Below are 18098 nucleotides of genomic sequence, written 5' to 3'. Positions count from 1 at the left end.
GACCGATCGACAGACCGGTGGACCGGATGATTGTCTGACCCGCATGACCACCATCGCCGTGACCACTTGGTCCCTGGAGCAGACCGCCCCGACCGACCTGCTGCCGGCCGCCGCACCGGAGGGGGACGTCCGGATCGTCCGCTCCGAGGTGCCCTCGCCCGAGTTCAGCCGGTTCCTGTACGCGTCGGTGGGCGGCGACATCCGCTGGACGGACCGGCTCACCTGGTCGTACACGCGCTGGCTGGAGCACCTGCGGCGGCCGGGCGTGGAGACGTGGGTGGCGTACGACCGGGGCACGCCCGCCGGGTACGTGGAGCTGGAGGCGCAGGACGACGCGGTCGTGGAGATCGTCTACTTCGGGCTGCTGCCCGCCTTCCGGGGCCGGCGCATCGGCGGACATCTGCTGTCGTACGGCACGGCCCGGGCCTGGGACCTCGCCGACCGGTGGGCGGGACTGACCCCGACGAAGCGGGTCTGGCTGCACACGTGCAGCAAGGACGGCGAGCACGCGATGGACAACTACCTGCGCCGCGGCTTCAAGCTGTTCGACACCAAGGTCGAGGAGGAGCCGGAGCTCGCCGCTCCGGGGCCGTGGCCTGGGGCGTTCCCTGCCTGACCTGCTCGGACACCCCCGAGCCGCCCCATGTGACCAAGGACACCCTTGTCTTGCTCTACGAGACAAGGGTGTCCGCATCTTGGACGAAGCTGGACTCTGTCCAGATCGCCGTGCCACGCTTCCGTCATGTCTGGAACTGGAATCGCCTTGGTGAGTCGACGGCACGTCGACCTCGGCCGCATGTCCAGCGCCATCTGTCCGGCGCACTGAGCACACTCAGCACGCGCCCGGCATCCCCCTTATCTCGCCTCATTCCCGCGCGATGACGCGCATGTGTGCCCATGCGCCCGCACGCGCAGGTCAGAGCCGCTTTCCCGCCTGTCCCGAAGGACGTATCAACCATGGCCGCCACCCCGCAGAAGCCTGCCGCCGCGACTCCCCGCCGCAAGGTGAGCCGTCACCGCGGTGAGGGCCAGTGGGCCGCGGGGCACTTCACCCCGCTGAACGGCAACGAGCAGTTCAAGAAGGACGACGACGGTCTCAATGTGCGGACACGCATTGAGACGATCTACTCCAAGCGGGGCTTCGACTCGATCGACCCGAACGACCTGCGCGGCCGGATGCGCTGGTGGGGTCTCTACACCCAGCGCAAGCCCGGGATCGACGGCGGCAAGACGGCGATCCTGGAGCCGGAGGAGCTGGACGACGAGTACTTCATGCTGCGCGTCCGCATCGACGGCGGGGCGCTGACCACCCGGCAGCTGCGGGTCATCGGCGAGATCTCGCAGGAGTTCGCGCGCGGCACGGCCGACATCACCGACCGGCAGAACGTCCAGTACCACTGGATCCGGATCGAGGACGTGCCCGAGATCTGGAACCGGCTGGAGGGCGTCGGCCTGTCCACCACCGAGGCCTGTGGTGACACGCCCCGTGTGGTCATCGGCTCGCCGGTCGCGGGCATCGCCGAGGACGAGATCGTCGACGGCACCCCCGCCATCGCGGAGATCAACCGGCGGTTCATCGGCAGCAAGGAGTTCTCCAACCTGCCGCGCAAGTTCAAGACGGCGATCTCCGGCTCCCCCCTCCTCGACGTCGCGCACGAGATCAACGACGTCGCCTTCGTGGGCGTCCACCACCCCGAGCACGGCCCCGGCTTCGACCTGTGGGTCGGCGGCGGCCTGTCCACCAACCCCAAGATCGGCGTCCGGCTCGGCGCCTGGGTGCCGCTGGACGAGGTCCCGGACGTGTGGGCGGGCGTGATCGGTATCTTCCGCGACTACGGCTACCGGCGGCTGCGCACCCGCGCCCGCCTGAAGTTCCTGGTCGCCGACTGGGGCGCGGAGAAGTTCCGCCAGGTGCTGGAGGACGAGTACCTCAAGCGCAAGCTGGTCGACGGCCCGGCCCCCGCCCAGCCGCTCCAGCGCTGGCGCGACCACATCGGGGTGCACCGGCAGAAGGACGGCCGCTTCTACGTGGGGTTCGCCCCGCGCGTCGGCCGCGTGGACGGCACGACCCTGACGAAGATCGCCGACCTCGCCGAGGCGCACGGCTCGGGCCGGGTGCGGACCACCGTCGAGCAGAAGATGATCATCCTCGACGTCGAGGAGGCGCAGGTCGACTCCCTCGTCGAGTCCCTGGAGGCGCTGGACCTCACGGCCAAGCCCTCCCCGTTCCGGCGCGGCACCATGGCCTGCACCGGCATCGAGTACTGCAAGCTCGCCATCGTCGAGACCAAGGCCCGCGGCTCCCAGCTGATCGACGAACTGGAGCGCCGCATCCCGGACTTCGACGAGCCGATCACCATCAACATCAACGGCTGCCCGAACGCCTGCGCCCGTATCCAGGTCGCGGACATCGGTCTCAAGGGCCAGCTGGTCCTCAACGACCAGGGCGAGCAGGTCGAGGGCTACCAGGTGCACCTGGGTGGCGCCCTGGGTCTGGAGGCCGGCTTCGGCCGCAAGGTGCGCGGCCTGAAGGTCACCTCGGACGAACTGCCGGACTACGTCGAGCGCGTCCTGAAGCGGTTCCAGGCCGAGCGCGAGGACGGCGAGCGGTTCGCCACCTGGGCGGCGCGTGCCGACGAGGAGGCGCTGTCGTGAGCGAGCGCGCGGCCCCCTTCTACTGCCCCTACTGCGGCGACGAGGACCTGCGTCCCAGCGAGGAGGGGCACGGCGCGTGGGAATGCGCGGCGTGCAGTCGAGCCTTTCAGCTGAAGTTCCTGGGGCTGCTGGCCCAGGGAGTGAAGCGATCCGAGACCGGAGGGGCCCAGATATGACGACGGTTCAGCAAGAGCGCACCACCGGCGATCTGAAGGCGCTCGCCGAGCGGGCGGGCCGCGACCTGGAGGACGCCTCCGCGCTGGAGATCCTTCAGTGGGCGGCCGAGACGTTCGGCAAGCGCTTCTGCGTGACCTCCTCGATGGAGGACGCGGTGGTCGCCCACCTCGCCTCCCGGGCGATGCCCGGCGTCGACGTCGTCTTCCTCGACACCGGTTACCACTTCGAGGAGACGATCGGCACCCGCGACGCGGTCGACGCCGTGATGGACGTCAACGTCATCACGCTCACCCCGCGCCAGACGGTCGCCGAGCAGGACGCGGAGTACGGGCCGAAGCTGCATGACCGGAACCCGGACCTGTGCTGCAAGCTGCGCAAGGTCCAGCCGCTGGAAGAGGGCCTGAAGGACTACCAGGCCTGGGCGACCGGCCTGCGCCGCGACGAGTCCCCGACCCGGGCGAACACCCCGGTGGTCGGCTGGGACGAGAAGCGGCAGAAGGTCAAGATCTCCCCCATCGCCCGCTGGACCCAGGACGACGTGGACGCCTACGTCGCCGAACACGGCGTCCTGACGAACCCGCTGCTGATGGACGGCTACGCCTCCGTCGGCTGCGCCCCCTGCACCCGCCGGGTCCTGGAGGGCGAGGACGCCCGGGCCGGCCGCTGGGCGGGCCGGGCCAAGACCGAGTGCGGGCTGCACGGATGACGACTCAGACGATTCAGGAGACTCACGTGACGACCGGAGCCACCGTCTGGCTCACGGGTCTGCCGAGTGCGGGCAAGACCACCATCGCCCACGAGCTGGCCGGCCGGCTGCGCGCCGAGGGCCACCGCGTCGAGGTGCTCGACGGCGACGAGATCCGCGAGTTCATCTCGGCGGGCCTCGGCTTCAGCCGCGAGGACCGGCACACCAACGTGCAGCGGATCGGCTTCGTCGCCGAACTGCTCGCCCGCAACGGCGTGCTCGCCCTCGTGCCGGTCATCGCGCCCTACCAGGACAGCCGCGAGGCGGTGCGCAAGCGTCACCAGGCGAACGGCACGCCGTACCTGGAGATCCACGTGGCGACGCCGGTCGAGGTGTGCAGCGAGCGGGACGTGAAGGGCCTGTACGCCAAGCAGGCCGCGGGCGAGCTCACGGGGCTCACCGGGGTCGACGACCCGTACGAGGCGCCCGCGTCGCCCGATCTGCGCATCGAGTCGCAGCACCAGACCGTGCAGGAGTCCGCGGCGTCGGTGTACGCCCTGCTCACCGAAAGGGGACTGGCATGACGACCGTCGCCACCGTGTCCGAGGAGACCGGCAGCCCGTACGCGCTGTCCCACCTCGACGCCCTGGAGTCCGAGGCCGTGCACATCTTCCGCGAGGTGGCGGGCGAGTTCGAGCGGCCGGTGATCCTCTTCTCCGGCGGCAAGGACTCCATCGTCATGCTGCACCTCGCGCTGAAGGCGTTCCGTCCGGCGGCGGTGCCGTTCTCGCTGCTGCACGTGGACACCGGGCACAACTTCCCCGAGGTCCTCGACTACCGCGACCGCACGGTCGCGAAGCACGGGCTGCGGCTGCACGTCGCCTCCGTGCAGGACTACATCGACCGCGGGGTGCTCAAGGAGCGCCCGGACGGCACCCGCAACCCGCTGCAGACGCTGCCGCTCACCGAGAAGATCCAGGCGGAGAAGTTCGACGCCGTCTTCGGCGGCGGGCGCCGCGACGAGGAGAAGGCCCGGGCCAAGGAGCGGGTGTTCTCGCTGCGCGACGAGTTCTCCCAGTGGGACCCGCGCCGCCAGCGCCCCGAGCTGTGGAACCTGTACAACGGCCGCCACGCCCCCGGCGAGCACGTCCGCGTCTTCCCGCTGTCCAACTGGACCGAGCTGGACGTGTGGCAGTACATCGCCCGCGAGGGCATCGAGCTGCCGGAGATCTACTACGCGCACGAGCGCGAGGTGTTCCGGCGCGGCGGCATGTGGCTGACGGCCGGCGAGTGGGGCGGGCCGAAGGACGGCGAGACCGTCGAGAAGCGGCTGGTGCGCTACCGGACCGTGGGTGACATGTCCTGCACCGGCGCGGTGGACTCCGACGCCGACACCATCGAGAAGGTGATCGTGGAGATCGCCGCCTCCCGCCTCACCGAGCGCGGCGCCACCCGCGCCGACGACAAGATGTCCGAGGCCGCGATGGAAGACCGCAAGCGCGAGGGGTACTTCTAGAGATGAGCACGATCACGACCGAGGAACTCTCGGAGACCACCCTGCTGCGGTTCGCCACCGCCGGCTCCGTCGACGACGGCAAGTCCACCCTGGTGGGCCGGCTGCTGCACGACTCCAAGTCGGTCCTCACCGACCAGCTGGAGGCCGTGGAGCGCGCCTCCGCGAGCCGCGGCCAGGACGCGCCGGACCTCGCGCTGCTGACGGACGGCCTGCGCGCCGAGCGGGAGCAGGGCATCACCATCGACGTGGCCTACCGCTACTTCGCCACGCCCCGGCGGCGGTTCATCCTCGCCGACACCCCCGGCCATGTGCAGTACACGCGGAACATGGTCACCGGCGCCTCCACCGCCGAGCTGACGGTGATCCTGGTCGACGCCCGCAACGGCGTCGTCGAGCAGACCCGCCGGCACGCCGCCATCGCCGCCCTGCTGCGCGTCCCGCACGTGGTCCTCGCGGTCAACAAGATGGACCTCGTCGGCTACGAGGAGAAGGTCTTCGCGGGCATCGCCGAGGAGTTCACGGCGTACGCGACCGAGCTGGGCGTCCCCGAGGTCACCGCGATCCCGATCTCGGCGCTCGTCGGCGACAACGTCGTGGACCCGTCCTCGCACATGGACTGGTACGGCGGCCCGACCGTGCTGGAGCACCTGGAGACCGTGCCGGTCAGCCACGACCTGAGCCACTGCCACGCCCGGCTGCCCGTGCAGTACGTGATCCGGCCGCAGAGCGCGGACCACCCGGACTACCGGGGCTACGCCGGCCAGATCGCCGCCGGTTCCTTCCACGTCGGCGAGCAGGTCACCGTGCTGCCGTCGGGCCGCTCCACGAAGATCTCCGGCATCGACCTGCTCGGCGAGCCGGTCGACGTCGCCTGGACGACGCAGTCGGTGACCCTCCTGCTGGAGGACGACATCGACATCTCGCGCGGCGACCTGATCGTGCCCAGCAAGGACGCGCCCCCGACCACACAGGACATCGAGGCGACCGTCTGCCACGTCGCGGACGCCCCGCTGACCGTCGGCCACCGGGTGCTGCTCAAGCACGGCACGCGCACGGTCAAGGCGATCGTCAAGGACATCCCGTCCCGGCTCACGCTCGACGACCTGTCCCTGCACCCGCACCCGGGACAGCTCGTCGCCAACGACATCGGCCGGGTGAAGGTCCGTACCGCCGAGCCGCTGCCGGTCGACTCCTACGCCGACTCGCGGCGCACCGGCTCGTTCATCCTGATCGACCCGAACGACGGCACGACCCTGACCGCCGGCATGGTCGGCGAGTCCTTCGCCGCTCCCGAGCCCGTCAAGGACGAGTCCGAGGACGACGGGTGGGACTTCTGACATGACCTCCCCCGACTTCTACTCCCTGTTCGCGAAGGAGGGCGGCCGCGTCGGCAGCGGTGCGCTCGGCAGTGGGCAAGGCGGAGTGGCGCGATGTGCGCGCTGACGTACGCGCACCGCTCGCGCGCCCGCACCCCCCACCGCCGTAGACGAAAACCCGCCGACCACCCGGCCACGGCCTGATCGGACCGTGACCGCCGGGCCTTTCGAGAGGAACGCCTCCCGTGCCAGCAACATCCGCCCTCCGCCGCGGCCTCGCGGTCGTGACCGCGCTGCCCCTGCTCACGCTGGCCGCCTGCGGCTACGGCTCCCAGGCCAAGGACGACGGCACCGCCAAGGTCGCCGCCGGGGCGAAGAAGATCGAGGGTCTCGACAAAGTCAAGATCGGCTACTTCGGGAACCTCACCCACGGCACGGCGCTGGTGGGCATGGAGAAGGGCTTCTTCCAGAAGGCCCTGGGCGCCACCGAGGTCGAGCGGGCCGTCTTCAACGCCGGTCCCTCGGAGATCGAGGCGCTCAACTCCGGTTCCATCGACATCGGCTGGATCGGCCCGTCCCCGGCGATCAACGGCTACGTCAAGTCGGACGGCAAGAACCTGCGCATCATCGGCGGTTCGGCCTCCGGCGGCGTGAAGCTCGTGGTGAACCCGGACAAGATCAAGTCGCTGAAGGACGTCAAGGGCAAGCGGATCGCGACCCCGCAGCTCGGCAACACGCAGGACGTGGCGTTCCTCAACTGGGCGGCGGAGCAGGGCTGGAAGGTCGACCCGCAGAGCGGCAAGGGCGACGTCACGGTCGTCCGCAGCGACAACAAGGTCACCCCGGACGCCTTCAAGGCCGGGTCGATCGACGGCGCGTGGGTGCCGGAGCCGACCGCGTCGAAGCTGGTCGCCGAGGGCGGCAAGGTGCTGCTCGACGAGGCGAGCCTGTGGCCGGACAAGAAGTTCGTGATCACGAACATCATCGTGCGGCAGGAGTTCCTCAAGAAGTACCCGAAGGTCGTCGAGGCCGTGCTGAAGGGCTCGGTCGAGACGAACAAGTGGATCAACGCCAACCCGGACGCGGCGAAGGAAGCGGCGAACAAGCTGCTGGAGCAGGAGACCGGCAAGGCGCTGCCCGCCGATGTGCTGGACCCGGCGTGGAAGTCGATCCGGTTCACCGACGACCCGCTGGCCGCCACCCTCCACACCGAGGCGGAGCACGCCGTGAAGGCCGGACTGCTGGAGCAGCCGGATTTGAAGGGCATCTACGACCTCGCCCCGCTGAACAAGGTCCTCAAGGCCGAGGGCGAGCCCACGGTCGACGACGCCGGTCTCGGCACCCGTTAAGCCCGCATCCCGATCAGTTCCCAGGAGGTGACGACCATGGCCACGACCCTCGCCAAGGCCGCCGACGGCACCGAGGCGGCCACGCACGCCGCCCGGATCGAACACGTCTCGAAGTCGTTCGCGGGCCCCGCCGGACAGCAGCTCGTGCTGGACGACATCACGCTCGATGTCGCACCCGGCGAGTTCGTCACCCTCCTGGGGGCCTCGGGCTGCGGCAAGTCCACGCTGCTCAACCTGGTCGCGGGCCTGGACCGGCCCAGCGCCGGCGAGATCACCACGGACGGCCGCCCGGCGCTGATGTTCCAGGAGCACGCGCTGTTCCCGTGGCTGACCGCGGGCAAGAACATCGAACTCGCCCTGAAGCTGCGCGGCGTGCCGAAGTCCGAGCGCCGGGAGCGGGCCGAGGAGCTGCTCGAACTCGTCCGGCTGAAGGGCGCCTACGGCAAGCGGGTGCACGAGCTGTCCGGCGGTATGCGCCAGCGGGTCGCGCTGGCCCGGGCCCTCGCCCAGGAGAGCCGGCTGCTGCTGATGGACGAGCCGTTCGCGGCGCTCGACGCCATCACGCGGGACGTGCTGCACGACGAGCTGACCCGCATCTGGCGCGAGACGCAGCTGTCCGTCCTGTTCGTCACGCACAACGTGCGCGAGGCGGTCCGGCTCGCGCAGCGCGTGGTGCTGCTGTCCTCCCGCCCCGGGCGCGTCGCGCGCGAGTGGACGGTGGACATCCCGCATCCGCGCCGCATCGAGGACACCGCCGTCGCGGAACTGTCCGTCGAGATCACCGAAGAACTGCGTGGGGAGATCCGCCGTCATGGCCAGCACTGACTCGACGACGACCGTCGACAAGGACGGCACCGATCTCGCCGGGCTGGAGGCGGGCCTCGACGCGCTGGAGACACGGCAGACGAGCCGCAAGCCGTTCCGGCAGACCCTCACCGAGAAGATCCTGCCGCCCGTCCTCGCCGTCGCGCTGGTGCTGGCGGTCTGGCAGGCCCTGGTCTCGTTCAAGGTCGTCACCGACCCGACGAAGCTGCCCGCGCCGTCGGCCGTCTGGGACGTCGTCCACACCGCGTGGCTCCAGGGCGAGCTGCTCGGCTACATCTGGACCAGCGTCTCGCGCGGCCTGCTCGGCTTCTGCTTCGCGCTGCTGATCGGCACGCCGCTGGGCCTGATCGTGGCCCGGGTGAAGTTCGTCCGGGCGGCGCTCGGCCCGATCCTGTCGGGGCTGCAGTCGCTGCCGTCGGTCGCCTGGGTGCCGCCCGCGGTGATCTGGCTGGGCCTGAACAACTCGATGATGTACGCGGTCATCCTGCTCGGCGCGGTCCCCTCGATCGCCAACGGCCTGGTGTCGGGCGTCGACCAGGTGCCGCCACTGTTCCTGCGCGCGGGCCGCACGCTGGGCGCCACGGGCCTGAAGGGCACCTGGCACATCGTGCTCCCCGCCGCCCTGCCCGGTTACGTGGCCGGCCTGAAGCAGGGCTGGGCCTTCTCCTGGCGCTCCCTGATGGCCGCCGAGATCATCGCGTCCTTCCCCGACCTCGGCGTCGGCCTCGGCCAGTTGCTGGAGAACGGCCGCAACGCCAGCGACATGGCGATGGTCTTCGAGGCGATCCTGCTGATCCTCATCGTCGGCATCGCCATCGACCTGCTGATCTTCAGCCCGCTGGAGCGGTGGGTGCTGCGCAGCCGCGGCCTGCTGGTGAAGTGACCCATGATCCATAAGCCCGTTCTCCTCGTCATCGCCCACGGCAGCCGTGACCCGCGGCACGCCGCGACGGTGCACGCCCTGGTGCGCCGGGTGCGCTCACTGCGCCCCGACGTCCGGGTGGAGACGGGCTTCCTGGACTTCAACGTGCCGTCCGTGCACGGCGTGCTGGAGTCCCTGGCGGTGCAGGGCGTCCGCGACGTCGTCGCCCTGCCCCTCCTCCTCACCAGGGCGTTCCACGCGAAGGCGGACATCCCGGCGGTCCTCGCGGACGCGCCCCCGCAGCTGCGCATCCGCCAGGCGGAGGTCCTCGGACCGTCCCCCCTGCTGCTGGCGGCCCTGGAACGGCGCCTGTACGAGGCGGGTCTGACGCCCGCCGACAAGTCCTCGACCGGGGTCGTCCTGGCCTCGGCGGGGTCCACCGACCCGGAGGCGATCGCAGTGATCGCAGAAATCGCGCGGGAGTGGCGGCACACCGGTTGGTGCGCCGTGCGACCTGCGTTCGCCTCCGCATCCCTTCCCCGCACGGAGGACGCCGTCCGCGAACTCCGCGCCCTCGGCTGCTCCCGCGTCGCCGTCGCCCCCTACGTCCTCGCCCCCGGCTTCCTGCCCGACCGCATCGCCCGGGGCGCGGCGGAGGCGGACGTCCTGGCGGATGTGCTGGGGGCGGCCCCGGAGGTGGCGCGGGTGGTGCTGGAGCGGTACGAGGCGGCGGGGGCGCGGGCGTTGGCGGCCGTGAGCGCCTGAACGCACGGCCGTCGCGGCGGGCTTGGGGACGCGGTGACGGTCACGCGGAGGGCACCGGGACGCGGCGACGGTCAGGCGGCGGGCTCCTCGTGCGGTTGTGGTTGGAGGGCGAAGGAGTACGGGGCCCAGGGGCCGGTGACCTCCACGCGGAGGCCGGGGACGCCCTGGGCTGCCGCGAGCAGGCCCGTGCGGAAGGCGTCGACGCGGTCGGCGCGGACGAGGTACGCGTCGTTGCCCACGTTGGTGCCGGGGGCCGAACCGGCCAGGCTGCCGCGTTCGGGGGTGTGGGCGACACGGTCGACGGAGAGGGCGCCGGCGGTCTCGGTGACGCGGACGGCGGCCTGGGCGACCGTACGCCAGGCTTCCTCGTTCCTGCGTTGTCTGCGGCGGCGGATCGACAGGTAGGCGCGGCCCGCACCGAGGCCGGTGGCCGGGTCCGGTGCGGTCTGTGTGCCGGGTTCGGGCGGGATGATGTCCGGGGTGGCGTAGATCTTGACGCCGAGTTCCACGTGGCCGGTGAGGCGGTCCAGCAGGGAGAGGAAGTACCCGCGGCGGGTGTCGAGGGCCCGGCGGGCGCTGTCCTCGTCGGGGTAGACGGTGGCGAGGCGCAGGGGCAGGACGGCGGCGCCGGAGGCGACCAGGGCGGCCACCACGGCGTGGTGGGAGCGGACCGTGGCCTCCAGCCAGTCCAGGTCGGCGAGGTGGGCCTCGAGGGGCGCCTCGTCGTAGTCGGCGGCCGGGACGCGGCCGACGGCGAAGGCGAGGTGCGAGGGTGCGTTCGCCGGTCCCACCAGGTGGACGGGTTCGCCGGCGACCCCGCGCAGGGGCCCCACCGCCGCGCCGGCCTCGGGGGTGCGGCGCAGGACCGCGTAGGCGTAGACGAGGTCGACCGTCACGGTGCGTTCCTCTCGCGAGACTGCGTTCTCGTGCCTCCGGTAGGTACGGGCGCGGCGGCGGGAACGTTCAGCGAGGGGTCGGCCCTGCTGATCACCTCGTACTCGCCCTTCCTGGGCGACCGCCGGGTCACGTTGCCGGTTCGGTGAACGGCGTCGCCCGGTGGAAGTGGAGCAGCCGGGCGCCGTGCGTCCGCCGCCACAGTGAACTGCGGTGGGCGCGGCCGCCGTCGCGCTCCGTTTCGTGGGTGAGGTGGATCAGGTCGGGTGCGAGCTGCACGCCGCGCGTCCCGGAGGCCCCGGCGGGCGTCCCCTCCGGGTCGGTGGCCCTGGCGCGACCTGTTCGGGCGAGCGGCGGATCTCCGGGTCCGGCGGGGCCAGTTCGCCGTCGACGGCGGACTCGGCGTCTCGGCCCGGCTCAGGCACCGGTCATCTCCTTCAGCTTGACCACGGTGTTCCAGTTGCGGGTGGTGGCGATCACGCCCTTGGTGACGCGCGGCTTCGACAGCTGCTCGGCCAGCTTGGAGCGGCCGAGGCCGTCGGGGGCGTAGAGGTACAGGGCGCGGTCGCCGAGGCGGAACTCCTCGGGGAGGAAGGCCGCCTGGTCGATGGCCGCGAAGCGGTCGGGGGTGACGGGCGCGGAGAAGTAGGTGACGTGCAGCTGCTTGGGCTCCAGGTCGGCGGCCGGGAACGGGCACGCGTCGACGATCGACTCCAGGTAGGCGTGGTCGCGCACGATCACGTCGACGCCGAAGCCGAAGTGCTGCTCGACGGCGTGCGCGATCTCGGCGGCCAGGGACTCCTCGTCGCCGTGGTCCGAGGAGAAGACGGCCTGGCCGCTCTGGAGGTAGGTGCGCACCTCGCCGTAGCGGAGGTCCGTCAGGAGCGTGCGCAGGTCGGCCATGGGGACCTTTCTGCTGCCGCCCACGTTGATCCCGCGCAGCAGGGCCGCGTATGTGGTCGTCATCCGCTCACCCTAAGGCGGCCGTCGTGCCCCGTGGGGGTGGGCACGACGGCCGGTGGGCGGCTGCCCGGCCCCGTAAATTACTCATCGGTCATCGCGGGGCACAAGCGTCTGCTCAGGATCCACACACCGGCTTCAGGCGTGGGGCGAGCGCACGTGCAGCACGTCCTCGTCGCAGCGCAGGATCTCCAGCTCCCGGTCCGGGCGGGCGCCTTCGAAGGTGAGCACCACGTGACGGTCCGGCACGAACCGCCAGCGGCCGGGCACGGAGTCCGGGGCGTCACCGCGTCCGATGGGCTGGTCGACGAAGGTGCCGTCGGGCCGGAACTCCATGCCGCGGCGTCCGCGCGCCGGCGGGAAGGGGAAGTCGTCCGGCCGGTACACCCGTACGTCCTCGTGGTCCTCCTCGTGGGAGTGGACCCATGCGCGGAACAGCTCCGACGGGGGCTCTCGCATCGACCCGGCCACCTCGCTCCCCCAGCGCCATCCAAATTGCCGGTCTTGTACCAGCATGACTATGATTATCAGTGTATGGGTTCGGAGGGAACGGGCAACCGGCCGATCCGCCCGGTGCCGCCCGGCCCTCGCGGCGCGTCCCAGAGCGCGCAGTTCCGCCGCCGTGTCGCGCGGCACTCCCCCAGCTCCCCCGAGGGGCCGTCATGTCCGATGCGCAGTCCTATCTCCGTGCCACCTCCGCCGACTACAGCCGCTGGTGCGGTGCCATGGAGGTCGACCGCAGACTCCTCACCCTGAACCCCGAGTACGCCGAGAACCGGGCCCAGATCGAGAACACCGCCTTCACCTACGAGCAGCTGGAGCACGTCACCGGCCGGCAGAGTCTCGTCGACATCCCCGTCGTCGTGCACGTCGTGCACAACACCCCCGAGCAGAACGTGAGCGAGGCGCAGATCCACAGTCAGATCGACGTGCTGAACCAGGACTTCCGGGCGAGCAACCCGGACGTCAACAAGGTGCCCGCGGTCTGGCAGGACCTGGTGGCCGACGCACGCCTGCAGTTCCACCTCGCCCGCACCGACCCGCTGGGGCGCCCCACGGACGGCATCACGCGCACCGAGACCTCGGTCGCCGAGTGGGACACGGACGACCTGGTCAAGTTCACCCTGAGCGGCGGCCAGGACGCCTGGCCCGCCGACACGTACCTGAACATCTGGGTCTGCCGGCTGCGCCGGGGGCTGCTGGGCTACGCCCAGTTCCCGGGCGGCGCCGCCTCCACGGACGGGGTGGTCATCACCCCCACCGCCTTCGGCACCACCGGAACCGCCACCGCGCCGTTCGACGGCGGCCGCACGACCGTGCACGAGATCGGGCACTGGCTGAACCTGCGGCACATCTGGGGCGACGACCAGGAGGGGTGCAGCGGCAGCGACTTCGTGGCGGACACCCCCAACCAGGCCGGGGCGAACCTCGGTTCACCCGACTTCCCCCATGTGACGTGCGGCAACGGACCGAACGGCGACATGTTCATGAACTACATGGACTACACCGACGACGCCGCGATGTTCATGTTCACCAAGGGCCAGTCGGCGCGCATGGACGCCACGCTCGACAACGCCCGGCTGACCCTGACCCGCCAGGCCGTCGCGGTGTGACGACGACTCGGCGAACTAGCCCCGACGGGCGGGCAGTTCGGCCTCGATGAGGTCGGCGGCGCGCCGGGTGCCGCCCTCCTGGGCCATCCCCGCCTGGATCTCCTTCAGGCGGCGCGCCACCTCGGGGTCGGCGACGAGGGCGAGAGCCGCCTCGCGCAGGGCTCCGGCGGTCGCCTCCTCCGTGGGCAGCAGCCGGGCGACACCGAGGCCCTGGAGCGTGTCCGCGTTGCCGAACTGGTCGGCGGCCTGCGGTACGGCGATCATCGGCGTGGCCGTGGCCAGGCCCTCCTGGCTGCCGCCCGCGCCGGCGTGCGTGACGAACAGGTCGGCCTGCCTCAGGACGGCCTGCTGCGGCACCCAGGAGCGCACCTCGACGTTGGCCGGGACGTCCCCGAGTTCGGCCGGGTCGACGTGCTTGCCGACCGAGAGCACCAGGTGCCAGCCGGGCAGGTCGCCGAAGGCCCGCACGCACTCCCGGTAGAAGCCGGGCTGCTTGGTGAAGGCGGACCCGAGCGAGACCAGCGCGACCTTCTCGGCACCGGCCGGCCGCCGCCAGTCGCCCTCGGCGGCGCGGTCGCCCTGGCAGGTGCCGACGAAGGAGTACACGCTCTCGTCGACCCGGTCCGCGTTCGGCTGGAGCGCCCTGGGGATCAGGACGATCGAGCGGTCGGGCCTGCCCCCGAACGCGTCGGGGTGCAGGGTGATGCCGTTCTCCTCCAGCCAGGCGTGGAAGCGGGCGTAGTAGGCGCGGCCGCGCTCGGTCTTCTTCGGCTCCTCCCACAGGGGCCGGGCGACCTCCTCCTCGAACCCCTCCCAGGCGACCATGGCCGGTGAGAGGGAGATCGCGGGCACGCCCCAGCGGTGGGCGAGGACCCGGCCCGGGTAGGAGGCGATGTCGTGCAGCACGAGGTCCGGCTCGTCGCCCTCGTACGCCTCGATCAGCTGCGGGAGGGCCTGGATCGCGTCGTCGAGGAACGGCTCCACGTTGTCCAGCAGCGTGCTCCCCCACGCCTCCGGGTCGTCGTCGGGCGAGGGCAGCGTCGAGGTCCAGGGCTTCACCTCCGCCCCGGTCTCCGCCACCTTGTCGGCGAAGACCGGCGGGATCGCGTAGGTCACCCGGTGGCCGCGCGCGACGAGCTCGCGGATCACCTCGAGACTCGGGTTCACATGGCCGTGGGCGGCGATGGAGAACATGGCGATGTGCGCGCGACTGGTCATGCCACCGACCCTACGCGAGACGAGACGTCTCGTGCAATTTGTTCGGTTGCTGCGAGGTCAGCGCTGGTAGCGGGCCAGCACCAGGTTGCCGTCCTCCTCCAGCCGTTCCCGCAGGTCCTTGAGGCCGATGGCGCCGCTGTAGTACTCCTGGAGGGCCGGCGTCGCCACCTTGTCCTTCCACTCGGGGTAGCCCCGCACCGTCTGCGCCGGTGCCGGGCGCAGGTGCTGTGCGAGGGCGGTGCCGGTCGCCCAGCCGTGGCGCGCGGTGTGCAGGGCGGGGTCCTTCAGCGCCTGACGGCCGGTGGGGAGCATCCAGTCGCCGAGGGCGAGTCGGACCATGTTCTTCGGTCTGAGGAGGAAGTCGATGAAGGCCGCGGCCTCCTTCTTGTGCGGGCTGTCCTCGGCGACGGAGAGCGTCTGCGGGCTGACGCCCTGGGACAGGCCGCCGGTGCCCGCCGGGGCGGGCAGCACCTGCCAGTCGAACCCCTCCGGGGCCTGCTGCACGATCTGCTGGCGGTAGGAGAAGCCGAGCGGGACCATCGCGTATCTGCCGCCGAAGAACCCGGGCAGGGTGTCGGAGCCGCCGCTGCCCAGGGTGGTGGGCGAGGCGCTGCGGTCGGTGCCCACCTGGTCGTGGATGGTGCGCGGCACCACCTGGTCGGCCGCTTCGAACCGGACCGTCACCTTGCCGTCCGCCCCGCGGTGGAAGAGCTGCCCGCCCGCCGACAGGGAGAGGTTGAGGGTGGCGGAGACCGGTTCCTTCAGGGGCCAGGCGACGCCGTACTTCCCCCGGCCGCTGAGGCGTTCGGTGATCCGGCGGAACTCGCTCCAGCTCCAGGGCCGCTCCGGTGTCGGGATCCGCACGCCGGACCGCTCCAGCCAGGTCGCGTTGGCGATCAGCACGCGCGGCTCCTGGAGGAACGGCACGCCGTAGACACCGTCGCCGAAGGTGGTGGTCTCCCAACTGCGCGGCGGGATGTCCGCCTTGAGGCGCGCGGGCAGCAGGTCGGTGAGATCGGCGAGGTAGCCGCCGTAGGCGAAGTCCGCGAGGTCGTCGGAGGCGTCGTGGATGATGTCGGGTGCCTCGCCGCCCTCGAAGGCGGTGAGGAGCTGGTCGTGGACGCTGTCCCAGCTGCCCTGGACGTACTCGACCCGGACGTCCGGGTGGGTGGCGTTCCACTCCGCCACCAGTTCCTTGTTGGCCTCGACGGACTCCTCCTGCCAGGCCAGGGACTGGAAGCGCAGGGTGACGCGGCCGTCGTCGCGGGTGCCGCCGGAGGAGCAGCCGGCGAGCAGCAGGAGGAGGACCAGGGCGAGCGGTCGGGCCCGCGTCAGCTTTTCACGGCGCATCAGCTCTTCACCGCCCCGGTGAGCATGCCGCCCGTGATGCGCCGCTGGATGAGCGCGAAGACGACCAGCGACGGCAGGGTGGCGAGGAACGCGGCCGCCGCGAGCGGGCCGAGGTCGGCGACGCCCTCGGCGCCGATGAAGTGGGTGAGCACCACGGGAAGGGTCTGTTTCTCCGGGGTCTTGAGCAGCACGAGCGCGAAGAAGAACTCGTTCCACGCGGTGATGAAGGCGAACAGCCCGGTCGCCAGGATGCCCGGCGCGAGCAGCGGCGCGGTCACCGACACCAGCGTCCGCACCCGGCCCGCCCCGTCGACCGCGGCGGCCTCCTCCAGCTCGCGCGGCACGCCCCGCACGTATCCGGCGAGCATCCACAGCGCGAAGGGCAGCGCCCACACCACGTACACCAGCACCAGCCCGGGCACGGAGTTGATCAGCCGGAGGTTCTTCAGCACCAGGAACAGCGGGATGATCAGCAGCACGAACGGGAACGCCTGGCTGACCACCACCCAGCCCGTCACCGCCTTGGCGAGCCGGGTGCGGCGGCGGGCGACGACGTAGGCCGTCGGCGTCGCGATGAGCACGGCGATGACGGCCGCTGCGAGCGCGGCCAGCAGGGAGTTGAGGGCCGCGTGCAGCAGCGGCTGTTCGTCGAAGGCCTGCCGGAAGTTGGCGAGGGTGGGATTCTCGGGGATCCACGTCGGATGCGGGCTGCCCAGCTCGCGCGGCGGCTTGAACGCGGTGGAGAGCAGCCAGAGGAACGGGAAGGCGAGGAAGACGAGGTAGGCGAGCAGCGCGGTGTACTGGCCGACGCGGGCCGGGGTGCTTGTCCTCACGCGTCGTCACCTCCCTTCAGGCGGCCGGCGAGGAACACGGTCAGGGCGATCGAGATCACGGCGACCATGACGCAGCCCATCGCCGCCGCGTAGCCGAACTGCCCGTAGCGGAAGGCCTCTTCGTAGGCGAAGAGCATGGGCAGGCGGGTCCGGCCGCCGGGGCCGCCGTTGGTGAGCACGTAGACCAGGGCGAAGGAGTTGAAGTTCCAGATGAGGTTGAGCGCCGTGATGGCGAGGGCGATGGGCCGCAGGGCGGGCCAGGTGACCGTGCGGAAGCGGCGCCAGGCGCCCGCGCCGTCGACCGCCGCGGCCTCGTGGAGTTCGCGCGGGGTGTTCTGCAGCCCGGCGAGCAGCGCGACCGTCGTCTGGGGCATGCCCGCCCAGACGCCGACGAGGATCACGGCGGGCAGCGCGGTGGCCAGTCCGCTGAGCCAGTCCCGGCCGCTGCCCAGGCCCAGGTCGCGCAGGGTCTCGTTGAGGATGCCCGCGTCCGGGTTGTAGACGAGCCGCCACATGATGCCGACGACGACCTCGGGCATGGCCCACGGGATGATCGCCAGCGCCCGGGCCAGCCAGCGCAGCCGCAGGTCCTGGTTGAGCAGCAGGGCGAGGCCGAGGGCGAGCAGGAACTGCGGCACGGTCACGCCGACCGCCCAGACCAGGCCGATCCGGAACGACTCCCAGAACAGCGTGTCGTGCAGCAGGTCCCGGAAGTTGAGGCCGCCGATCCACTGGGTGGGCTCGGTGCGGCCCGACTGGGCGTCTGTGAAGGCCAGCAGGATGCCGTAGAGCAGCGGGCCGACGCTGAGGACGAGGATGGGGATCAGGGCGGGCAGCACCAGGAACCAGGCGCCGTGGTCGACGGCCCGCCGCGGCCGGTCCCCGCCGGGCTTCCGGCCGGCCGGTCTCCTCGGTGGCGAAGGTGGCGAGGCCTCGGTCACCAATGTCACGGAATCAGCCCCTTTGCACGGCTCGGGTGGCCACGTCATGTTCGTGAAGGCCGTGTGCCTCGTCAAGGGACCGCGCACGCACCGCGACCTGTGCCGATGCGACACTGACCGGCGGATGGCCGGAACGCGA

The 18098-nt window shown here is 71.3% G+C and carries 19 protein-coding genes and 1 pseudogene; 12 read left to right on the top strand and 8 right to left on the bottom strand.

Annotation, left to right across the window (positions count from 1 at the left end):
- Nucleotides 1-43: 43 nt before the first annotated feature.
- The 11 genes from C1703_RS31400 (at nucleotide 44) to C1703_RS31345 (ending at nucleotide 10150) form a co-directional block, all read left to right on the top strand.
- Nucleotides 44-616 (top strand): GNAT family N-acetyltransferase, encoded by a 573-nt coding sequence (locus tag C1703_RS31400; protein ID WP_114255996.1) that lies wholly within the window; start codon nucleotides 44-46, stop codon nucleotides 614-616.
- A 341-nt stretch (nucleotides 617-957) separates the two neighbouring features.
- A complete protein-coding gene (locus tag C1703_RS31395; RefSeq protein WP_114255995.1) occupies nucleotides 958-2655 on the top strand; it encodes a nitrite/sulfite reductase in 1698 nt (565 codons plus the stop codon).
- The gene (locus tag C1703_RS31390) at nucleotides 2652-2831 is read left to right on the top strand and encodes a hypothetical protein (RefSeq protein WP_037759109.1); all 180 of its coding nucleotides are present in this window, start codon (nucleotides 2652-2654) and stop codon (nucleotides 2829-2831) included. Before C1703_RS31395 ends, C1703_RS31390 begins: the two co-directional genes overlap by 4 nt.
- Nucleotides 2828-3538, top strand: coding sequence for a phosphoadenylyl-sulfate reductase (locus C1703_RS31385; RefSeq protein ID WP_114255994.1), 711 nt, complete (start codon nucleotides 2828-2830; stop codon nucleotides 3536-3538). The genes C1703_RS31390 and C1703_RS31385 overlap by 4 nt, the downstream gene beginning before the upstream one ends.
- A gap of 26 nt (nucleotides 3539-3564) precedes the next feature.
- Entirely contained in the window at nucleotides 3565-4101 is a 537-nt protein-coding gene (cysC, locus tag C1703_RS31380) for an adenylyl-sulfate kinase (protein ID WP_232840641.1), read from the top strand.
- Nucleotides 4098-5033, top strand: a complete 936-nt coding sequence (cysD, locus tag C1703_RS31375; protein ID WP_114255992.1) for a sulfate adenylyltransferase subunit CysD — start codon at nucleotides 4098-4100, stop codon at nucleotides 5031-5033. Before cysC ends, cysD begins: the two co-directional genes overlap by 4 nt.
- A gap of 2 nt (nucleotides 5034-5035) precedes the next feature.
- Entirely contained in the window at nucleotides 5036-6370 is a 1335-nt protein-coding gene (locus C1703_RS31370) for a GTP-binding protein (RefSeq protein WP_114255991.1), read from the top strand.
- A 224-nt stretch (nucleotides 6371-6594) separates the two neighbouring features.
- Complete coding sequence (locus tag C1703_RS31360) at nucleotides 6595-7698, top strand: aliphatic sulfonate ABC transporter substrate-binding protein (protein WP_114255989.1); 1104 nt, start codon at nucleotides 6595-6597, stop codon at nucleotides 7696-7698.
- 36 nt (nucleotides 7699-7734) lie between these two features.
- Entirely contained in the window at nucleotides 7735-8523 is a 789-nt protein-coding gene (locus C1703_RS31355) for an ABC transporter ATP-binding protein (RefSeq protein WP_114255988.1), read from the top strand.
- Nucleotides 8510-9406 (top strand): ABC transporter permease, encoded by an 897-nt coding sequence (locus tag C1703_RS31350; RefSeq protein WP_114255987.1) that lies wholly within the window; start codon nucleotides 8510-8512, stop codon nucleotides 9404-9406. Before C1703_RS31355 ends, C1703_RS31350 begins: the two co-directional genes overlap by 14 nt.
- A gap of 3 nt (nucleotides 9407-9409) precedes the next feature.
- Nucleotides 9410-10150: a sirohydrochlorin chelatase gene (locus C1703_RS31345; RefSeq protein ID WP_114255986.1), complete on the top strand. Its 741-nt coding sequence runs from the start codon at nucleotides 9410-9412 to the stop codon at nucleotides 10148-10150.
- 71 nt (nucleotides 10151-10221) lie between these two features.
- Here the strand turns inward: C1703_RS31345 and C1703_RS31340 are convergent, their stop codons facing one another.
- From C1703_RS31340 to C1703_RS31325, 4 genes are all read right to left on the bottom strand, one after another.
- Nucleotides 10222-11046, bottom strand: coding sequence for a GvpL/GvpF family gas vesicle protein (locus C1703_RS31340; protein ID WP_114255985.1), 825 nt, complete (start codon nucleotides 11044-11046; stop codon nucleotides 10222-10224).
- A 127-nt stretch (nucleotides 11047-11173) separates the two neighbouring features.
- Nucleotides 11174-11323, bottom strand: coding sequence for a hypothetical protein (locus tag C1703_RS40340; RefSeq protein ID WP_343236412.1), 150 nt, complete (start codon nucleotides 11321-11323; stop codon nucleotides 11174-11176).
- Nucleotides 11324-11461: 138 nt separating this feature from the next.
- Nucleotides 11462-12010: a DUF1697 domain-containing protein gene (locus C1703_RS31330; protein ID WP_114255984.1), complete on the bottom strand. Its 549-nt coding sequence runs from the start codon at nucleotides 12008-12010 to the stop codon at nucleotides 11462-11464.
- Nucleotides 12011-12142: 132 nt separating this feature from the next.
- The gene (locus tag C1703_RS31325; RefSeq protein WP_157993187.1) at nucleotides 12143-12463 is read right to left on the bottom strand and encodes a hypothetical protein; all 321 of its coding nucleotides are present in this window, start codon (nucleotides 12461-12463) and stop codon (nucleotides 12143-12145) included.
- Nucleotides 12464-12666: 203 nt separating this feature from the next.
- Here C1703_RS31325 and C1703_RS31320 point away from each other — a divergent pair, with 203 nt between their 5' ends.
- Entirely contained in the window at nucleotides 12667-13617 is a 951-nt protein-coding gene (locus C1703_RS31320; RefSeq protein ID WP_114255982.1) for a zinc metalloprotease, read from the top strand.
- A gap of 15 nt (nucleotides 13618-13632) precedes the next feature.
- On the opposite strand, the pseudogene mgt reads toward C1703_RS31320, so the two are convergent.
- The 4 genes and pseudogenes from mgt to C1703_RS31300 form a co-directional block, all read right to left on the bottom strand.
- Nucleotides 13633-14896 (bottom strand): annotated as a pseudogene (gene mgt / locus C1703_RS31315) (macrolide-inactivating glycosyltransferase).
- Nucleotides 14893-16185 (bottom strand): sugar ABC transporter substrate-binding protein, encoded by a 1293-nt coding sequence (locus C1703_RS31310; RefSeq protein WP_114255980.1) that lies wholly within the window; start codon nucleotides 16183-16185, stop codon nucleotides 14893-14895. The pseudogene mgt and the gene C1703_RS31310 overlap by 4 nt, the downstream one beginning before the upstream one ends.
- Nucleotides 16185-17018 (bottom strand): carbohydrate ABC transporter permease, encoded by an 834-nt coding sequence (locus C1703_RS31305; protein WP_114255979.1) that lies wholly within the window; start codon nucleotides 17016-17018, stop codon nucleotides 16185-16187. The genes C1703_RS31310 and C1703_RS31305 overlap by 1 nt, the downstream gene beginning before the upstream one ends.
- Nucleotides 17015-17968 carry a sugar ABC transporter permease gene (locus C1703_RS31300; protein WP_114255978.1) on the bottom strand — a complete coding sequence of 318 codons (954 nt, stop codon included), beginning with the start codon at nucleotides 17966-17968 and terminating at the stop codon, nucleotides 17015-17017. The genes C1703_RS31305 and C1703_RS31300 overlap by 4 nt, the downstream gene beginning before the upstream one ends.
- Between the last annotated feature and the right edge of the window lie 130 nt (nucleotides 17969-18098).

The organism is Streptomyces sp. Go-475 (assembly GCF_003330845.1).
Classification (GTDB): domain Bacteria; phylum Actinomycetota; class Actinomycetes; order Streptomycetales; family Streptomycetaceae; genus Streptomyces.
The sequence above is the reverse complement of the archived record's forward strand: the minus strand, read 5'-3'. Positions and strand labels throughout refer to the sequence as shown.